Origin of the sequence: Caenibacillus caldisaponilyticus, assembly GCF_002003465.1 — a bacterium.
GTDB lineage: Bacteria > Bacillota > Bacilli > Bacillales > Sporolactobacillaceae > Caenibacillus > Caenibacillus caldisaponilyticus.
The window spans coordinates 1-7,541 of sequence record NZ_BDDQ01000076.1 but is presented as its reverse complement, the minus strand read 5'-3'; the positions used below and the strand labels follow the sequence as shown (position 1 = coordinate 7,541).

The 7,541-nt window shown below is 42.2% G+C and carries 8 protein-coding genes and 2 pseudogenes; 3 read left to right on the top strand and 7 right to left on the bottom strand.

Features of this window, described 5'->3' with window-relative positions; translation table 11 throughout:
• Positions 1-229 (bottom strand): transposase (locus CCB157_RS15760; protein WP_193432314.1); only part of this gene is annotated, 229 nt, incomplete at its 3' end.
• 36 nt (positions 230-265) lie between these two features.
• Here CCB157_RS15760 and CCB157_RS18400 point away from each other — a divergent pair.
• Entirely contained in the window at positions 266-682 is a 417-nt protein-coding gene (locus CCB157_RS18400) for a DUF5680 domain-containing protein (RefSeq protein ID WP_369688690.1), read from the top strand.
• A gap of 387 nt (positions 683-1,069) precedes the next feature.
• On the opposite strand, the gene CCB157_RS15755 is transcribed toward CCB157_RS18400, so the two are convergent.
• The 5 genes and pseudogenes from CCB157_RS15755 to CCB157_RS15735 form a co-directional block, all read right to left on the bottom strand.
• Positions 1,070-1,255: a YjzC family protein gene (locus CCB157_RS15755; RefSeq protein WP_077616798.1), complete on the bottom strand. Its 186-nt coding sequence runs from the start codon at positions 1,253-1,255 to the stop codon at positions 1,070-1,072.
• Between the two features lie 293 nt (positions 1,256-1,548).
• On the bottom strand, positions 1,549-2,667 hold the full coding sequence (locus tag CCB157_RS17440) for a hypothetical protein (protein ID WP_143287104.1): 1,119 nt from the start codon (positions 2,665-2,667) through the stop codon (positions 1,549-1,551).
• 243 nt (positions 2,668-2,910) lie between these two features.
• Positions 2,911-3,087 (bottom strand): hypothetical protein, encoded by a 177-nt coding sequence (locus CCB157_RS17710; protein ID WP_158077350.1) that lies wholly within the window; start codon positions 3,085-3,087, stop codon positions 2,911-2,913.
• 266 nt (positions 3,088-3,353) lie between these two features.
• Positions 3,354-3,548, bottom strand: a complete 195-nt coding sequence (locus tag CCB157_RS15745) for a hypothetical protein (RefSeq protein ID WP_077616796.1) — start codon at positions 3,546-3,548, stop codon at positions 3,354-3,356.
• Between the two features lie 434 nt (positions 3,549-3,982).
• A pseudogene (locus CCB157_RS15735) lies at positions 3,983-4,964 on the bottom strand (quinone oxidoreductase family protein).
• A gap of 481 nt (positions 4,965-5,445) precedes the next feature.
• Here CCB157_RS15735 and CCB157_RS15730 point away from each other — a divergent pair.
• Both CCB157_RS15730 and CCB157_RS15720 read left to right on the top strand, forming a co-directional pair.
• Positions 5,446-5,763, top strand: a complete 318-nt coding sequence (locus tag CCB157_RS15730) for a type II toxin-antitoxin system HicB family antitoxin (RefSeq protein WP_077616794.1) — start codon at positions 5,446-5,448, stop codon at positions 5,761-5,763.
• An 863-nt stretch (positions 5,764-6,626) separates the two neighbouring features.
• Positions 6,627-7,169: a hypothetical protein gene (locus CCB157_RS15720; protein WP_143287103.1), complete on the top strand. Its 543-nt coding sequence runs from the start codon at positions 6,627-6,629 to the stop codon at positions 7,167-7,169.
• Positions 7,170-7,329: 160 nt separating this feature from the next.
• Here the strand turns inward: CCB157_RS15720 and CCB157_RS15715 are convergent.
• Positions 7,330-7,541 (bottom strand): annotated as a pseudogene (locus tag CCB157_RS15715) (IS256 family transposase); the annotation flags it as partial.

Genomic DNA, 7,541 nt, shown 5'->3' with positions numbered 1-7,541 from the left:
CGCGCAAGGTCAACCGTCCCACCCGAGTCGTCAATTGCCGGGGATAAGACCCGTTTCGATAGCCTTTTCGCTCCTCTGTGCGCTCATAACGGCCGGCGCCAAGTTGATCCGTTAACTGGGCTTCAAGGATTTGATTCAAGACCTGTTCCAACAGTTTGGCCAGTCCTTGATCTTGCGACAAGAACCCGTGCAGGATTTCATCGCTTATTGTAATATTGTATTGAGCCATAGTTGCTTTCCTCCTTTTTGTTTTTTGTTTTGGTCAATGTCCATTCTATCAAAGGGAAAGCAACGTGGCTCTTTTTACATTTCCTTTTTACACAATTTTACGGACTCAACTTTTTTCTACCGAGACATATACTTTGGCGTCGCTTATTTCGCGGGCCAGGAGACTGTTTACAAAGATGAAATCCCCTATTGGTCAATGAGTTACGCCGGCGGTGTTGACCGAACTATTACAGCGAAAGATGACATTCGAGGGATATATGCGTTTCTAAGATCCGCATTACGACAAGTATCAAAGGAACACATCTTTCGTGGCCCCGCAACATTTACAGATGGGATTTATGAGTACAAAAACACTTCTGAAGGTAATTTTGAATCTTTCCATGGAACGGAGATCATCACGCAAAACAATCGAGTCCTGTACTCACTGCACTATAACGGAGGAATCCTGCGTTAACACCAACAGCTTCTCATGGTACTGCAAAGGACAAAGTCAATCAGCCGTTCCCGGTATCATCCGATGACAGAGAAACTACTTTCAACCTCTTGGCCCTGCTGCAAAAAGCATTAATGTTATTGAAACATCTGACCCAATTTCCGATTAAAGACAAGAAAAACACTATTTAACCCAACAGAACGGTAGAATAAAATTGATCCTCTTATAGAATCGGTTCACAAACCCAGGGATAAATCGTGGCGGAAGCGCCTTGCCTTATTAAACATCTGCGGAGCGTCCTTTTTTGGCGTTTTCCGCAATCCGACGCCGTCTTTTCAAACAACGCGACCTAGAAAAAATCGCAACCTATGAACAAGAAACAATGCCCGCAGCGAAGCGGGCATTCGTTTACCGCGAGTTTTTCGGTTTTCGAATCCAAACCCGGTTCTGGTTGGCGCATGTGGGAAACTTTTGACCAGCTTTGAGGCTGATAATGGCCGGCGTCTCGACCATGCTGCCGGTTTCGCCGATTTCCATGTAAAGGCCATCGTTCGGGACTTCATCGCCGGGATGAAAACGTGTGGGTTCTCCCATAAGCTGTCATCACACCCCTTTCCGACACTAAGTAGCATATCCGAAACGGGGCGTTTTTACCGAGAGACTGCAGGCCGTTCCGGCTCCTGCGGCACAATCGAAGCCATATGTCTGTCCGCGGTTTGTGAAAGCGCTTGTTCCCTCATGAGAATGGCCGGTCATCGCGGCCGCTCTCGAATTGAAAAAATGACGACGTGATGCGGCCATGGTGGATCGGCGGTCAAAAGCTTCGGTAATCTGGGGATTTTCTTCACGAAAAAAGCATGTATCAAAAATAAGGAACAATTATTTTATTAAATTAATTCCAATTTAACAAATGTACCTAAAGGCGACTCTATACTCGCCCAATTTTTTCCTCTTTTTGTATTATTTTTATTTAAATCTTTATTCTGAAGTTCAAATCTAAATTCCCTAACAATTTCTATTGGACTTTTATAATATAATAATAATTTATTAATAAAATCACTTCTTATACCCATTTGGATTTTTATACCATATAACCCTTGATCACTAAAGTCGTCTGGATAGTCTATCCGATGAATTCTATTAATTATTTTATATTTTTTACCATTTATTATCTCTGTATCTAATTCGTTCACTTCTCTTTGGGATTTTTCTATATTTTCAATATCGAGTTTTTTATTCTCAGCTATACTATTAGCTATTTTTGGAAAACCTAATAAATGAAGGAATGAAGCTATTTCACCAAGGATAATCGTTTCAATAATTTCATCTTTTTTTACAGATGAAAAATCCAAACTAAATTCTGGGTCTTTTATTTTAAATAGTGCGAATTCATTACTATTATATTGCGGAATAAAAACACCAGTGACTAATTTTTGATCGATCAATCCATTAGGATCAAGCAAATTGTTTTTCTGTTCAATCCCAGTGTTTAGTTGTTTGTCTAAAGTTTTTATATCACTTTGTGTTCCTTTACATTCAAAAACATGTATGTTGTCAAACATATCTACAGCCATAAAATCCGGGGACTTATCAGGTCCTTTTTTTCCACTTCTCCTCAAACTTATATTTGGATGTCTTCTGACAACATAGCTAGTAGGACAAATCCAAACTAGATCTAAACAATATGATAATATTGCTGAAGAGAAACCCATTCCCATATCGTCACTTAAAATCGTCTTTTGATGGGAATCAACTTCATCCCATTCCGCTCTTAACCTTAGATTTATATCATTTGAAAATGCTGGGAAGTATCTTAACCAAGCCCAAAGGTCACTAAGTGTAAATCCATAACTTATGGGAAAACTTGTTCTTTTTGCAACGTGAATCAACACTTCTAGAAGATTAATTTCTATTATTGATGGTAGCATTCTTAAACCAAACGGTATAGTGCTTCCACAAGTCCAAGAATCAGTGTCAATTTTAAAACCAATGTTACGTATTACCATTTTTAAGAATGAACTCTCCTCAAATTATTCTTTGGAAAAATATCAAACATACTTTTTCTTATACTTTTCTGGTGGAGTGTATACATTAGAACTAAACGGCCTTTAACGTTGTATTTTTAAAAAAGCTCAAACCTATTGCATCAGATCTAGTTCGACACAAATAGCATTATAGTCTCATAGTATTGACTATTGCCCTTACGTTCTAAATTTATCATTATTTTCAAATCAAAATAGCGTTAATAGTTAAAAAAGAGCGATTTCATCAATAGTTATTATTCGATTATTTAAAATAATCGTTGGATTACTCATCACTTCTCTAGGGATGAGCAATATCTTTTTATCCCCTTCTTTATTTTTCTCATAATCTCCTGATATACCATCAAACGATGTAAACACCCTGTGTAAATTATAGTAATACAATTGCTAAGTCTCTATCTGGGGCCTCACATAAAAAGATCTGCTTGTATCAATTAATATATTATTGGATTTTAATCTTTCAGGTGCAGTCCTTTCACCATCTTTTCAAAATGATTGTCGTTAAGGTACGGGGCAATATAAAACTCTAAATTTTCTAATTATCTTTATAAATTAGGATTGGCAGTTTTTTTAAACTTTGGAATAAATGCTACCGTGTCCGAAGACACGGGGGAATACGGCGCCATCCCGCCGCTGGCGGGAATGGCGGTTTACTTTAACCGCCTTCTCTTTTCATACTCCATCACGTCTTGTTCCAAATAAAGCGGCATGGTGCCATTCCCGACCCACATGACGGGTTTGGGAAAATCTTCATGCCGTGTCTCCCAGTTTTTGACGACTTGGCGAGAGACGCCCCATCGGGCAGCCATATCTGCTTTCGCATATAATTTTGGCAGTTCATGCATGGCGATTCCTTCTCCATAATAAGATGAGTTTTAGGAAAAACAGAACAAGCCACGTGCCCATCGTCACCAGACCGATCGTTTGCAGGATGGTCAGTTGATCGAATTGGATATCCGCCAGCCAAGAGGAGATCAGGATGAAGAATAAAATGTCCGTTGTTGTGACTTTATTCATTATTTTTTTGGGTGGTTTCTCTGAGAAGGACCTGCATTCGGTCACCGACGTTCCTTTGCGTACTGTGCCTCTGTGTGTGCTGATCCTTGATGGGGCCATTCGTTTTTTACAAGGCGATCAACCACCCACAAGCCCCCTTCCCAATTTTTTTAATATCGCATTTTTCTCTATTTCTATTATACAATTCGGTAGATCGGTAAACCGGTCATTCTCAAAAAACAACGGGACTAAAAGTGGGCTCTCTGCCCCTCGCACCTGTCCGTTACGCATGGCGAACCGTCAACAAAACCTTGCCGGTGCTCTTGCGGCTTTCGACCCAACAATGCGCCTCGACCGCTTCTTCGAGCGCAAATTTTTTCCGATTTTCATTTTCAAGCACCCTTCCGCCAAATACGTGAGAACATGATCCGCAGCGTTATGTAAAAGGTGGGGGCGTTCTTTTCTTGTCGTACCTAGGCTAAAGCCAAGGACGGAACGACAACTCGCATGCAAATCCTTGGTCTGAAAATGCCCGACGGCACCGCTGGCGTTTCCGAAATGAACCAATCTGCCGTACTTGGCCAAGCATTCCAGACTTTTCTCTGAAACTTGTCCGGAAATCGAATCTAAGATGACGTCAGCCCCTCTTCCCTCCGTAATTTCCATGACCTTTTCGGCAAAATCCTCGTTTTTATAGCAAATCACATGGTCGGCGCCCGCCTCGAAAGCCGTGGCCATCTTCTCGGCGCTGCCTACCGTCCCGATCACACACCCCGCTCCGAGAATTTTCGCCAACTGGATGGCGGTTGTTCCCACCCCGCCGGCGGCTGCGTGGATCAGAACGGTTTCGCCCGGTTCCAATCTGCCGACATCTGCAAGCAATTTAAATGCGGTAAAAGAAACGATCGGGCAAGCGGCCGCCGTGTCAAAATCAACATTTTCAGGAATCGGGAAGGTCAACATTTCATCCGCCGCCACATACTCGGCGTAGGAGCCCATCATGGGAAAGGCAATGACGCGCTGTCCCTCAGTAAAACGCTTGACCTCCGATCCGACCTTTTCAACAACACCCGCTACGTCCAGACCAGGAATGAACGGAAGCTTGCCTGAGCCTTTTTTCCATATCTCGACTTAATATCAGCAAAATTGACACTTGTTCCTTCCACCCGAATTAACACTTGCGTCGCGGTGATCGACGGTATGTCAATGTTCGCGCATTGCATCACTTCAGGCGGGCCGAATTCAGTCACTAAAATCGCTCGCACAACCATGCCCCCAATGATATTATGAAAGTTTATAACAAATCTCTTTATTCCCTCTGTATCAGCAGAAAAGAACGAGTGGCCATGGATATTTCATCCATTCGCCATCATTTTATCATACTCAGACATTTGATTCATTTTAATTTTTTTAGAACTTGTCAGATTTTTCTTGATCACCGGGATAGTTTTCTAAGATTTTCAACAACCACTGAAAGTTGATAGGGCCTATTTTAGCGTTTATGTATCTTACTTATACGTGTTATCATTAAAATCAAAGGAAAATCGTACGCTTCAAGGGAAGGCAATAAGAGGCTAGTCAGACGTCGCATACATGGAAACACAGCCAACAGGACTTGGGCGAATTGCCACATAACACGGTCTCGCAAAGATAAACCGCATGAGCAACCCGCAAAACATCGAAAACCCATAAACTCAATCGTCACCCCGTTTTCGTCAACCAACAAAATCAAAGAGGTTTTCGCCTATGAAAAAAGACCGCTACCTTTTTCCGGCGATTTTTAATGTCGCTGATGATGGCATCTCGATTGCGTTTCCGGATTTGCCCGACTGTCTCCCGCACGCGCACACATGGAAAGAAGCGCAAAAAAACGCCAAGGAAGCCATGGCGCTTCATCTGTACGGGATGGAAGAAGACGGCGAGGAGATCCCTGAACCGTCTGACATCCAAGACATCAAGACAGAAAAAAATCAGGCCGTCGTTCTCGTCGAGGTTTGGATGCCGCCATACCGAGAAAAAATAAGAACCGCGCGCGCCTTCAAAAAAAGGGACGATTTGCTTTAATGTCTTCCCCCTTTCTATATATCCATCCGATCGGCGCCCGCGATCAAAACGGGCGTTGTTTTCACTTTGGCGCCTGGCCCCGTGCCGTTTATCATGCTAAAGGGTGCCTATGAATTTCACAAACTTCATCCGTTTCAAAACGAAGGCCGACGCATCGTCGATGACATTCGGTTCTCTCCCCGATCCACATATCATCCCGGCACAAAAGTCGCCGCACCGCTGGCGTAATAACGTTATTTCCTGCATTTGAACGATACATTGGGATCATGCGGGTAGAATTAATAAGCCAATCATGGATTTTATGAGGTATTTGTCCGTTTCCAATTAGCCGCTAGATTCATGTTATATATTGACCATTGGAGGTGATATGCATGTATGGACCAAACCCGGTTTTTTGCCCGCCACAACACATCGTTCGGGATTTTTTTACCCCCCGTATCGTCCCTTTTGTCCACCCCATTGAAGTCATAAATCGTCAAAACATTGTCAATGTCCCGCGACACATCTTCCAGCCTATTGAACGAAACGTGGTCGTTGATCCAGGTTATCCGACCCACTGTTGCTTCTAAGCCTGCTGTTTAGCAGGCTTTTTTATTATGTTATTTATAGACGCATATAAAAGTGCACAGGACATATGCAATGATCATCAAGCTGGCGAATGCGTATGTACAAAAAGACGCAACGGGAAAGTCTCATAAGCATGCACCCCCGATGCGCAAGGCATCGGGGGTATTCATGCAACCTTAAGCGTTGCATGTGCTAACGAAGAATTTGGGCTCAGCACATCTGTACGGTTTCAATGTTCATCATACCTTACAAAAATCGTTTAATATACAGGATTTTCATTTTTTGGTGTTCAAATGATGCCATATGCTGTAAAATTCTCGTGGATGCTTTGTGGTTATTATTGTATAATCGCCTTGACAGCTACTCCCCTTAAAAATTTTGGAAGAAATAGAGGAAATTTTCTATCCAGTAAAGAAATAATAGTAATGGTTATATTTATGATGGGGGGATATGATGAAACGTTTAAAATTTTTATTGGCTTTGATTTTATCACTGGCCTTGCACTCGTTCCATTCAATGAGACAAGCCTCGCGGCAACAAAGCGCCTATCAACAAAGAGTACGGCGCACGCATCATATAAGCTGACGGCCACGCTAGATAATAAACATCCGAAACAATACGGCACCGTTCATTTGATGGTCAAGGGGCTGCCTAGCGGAACGAAATATAAGGCGGTTTTCCATTACAGAACGAAAGACACGACATACTACGGAAAAGTGGGTAAATCGCTGACGGTGAGAATTAGCCGAGCAACAAAAGGATTTAAAGTCAAAATCAACATTTCAGCAACGTATAAAGGAAAAACATATAAAACTGAAACGTACTTTATACCGAGATAAGGTACCGTCAAGAATTTTGTGTAATGTAAGATAGATAGGGTATCTCTGAAATGGATTTGGAATGGATAGGGAACCGGTTTCCTTCACACAAGAGACTGAATATTCAGTCTCTTGTGTGGAAAGGGAGAATCCCCTCATCTCATCTATTTACATTATTTGGTTAATGATAACGTTCTTCAAACATTCGCTCGAGGGCTTCCTGCGCTTCGGCAAATCCTCGCAACTTTCGCCCTGCCCATTTCTCGTTAAAATCTTGAACGGTCAAATATACGACTTTTTCAGCGGCTTCTAAACTGCTCAAACTGTTCATCGGCTTTAGACGTTTCCGAATCTCCTTGATCGTTCGTTCGATGGCATTGGTCGTGTAAATCA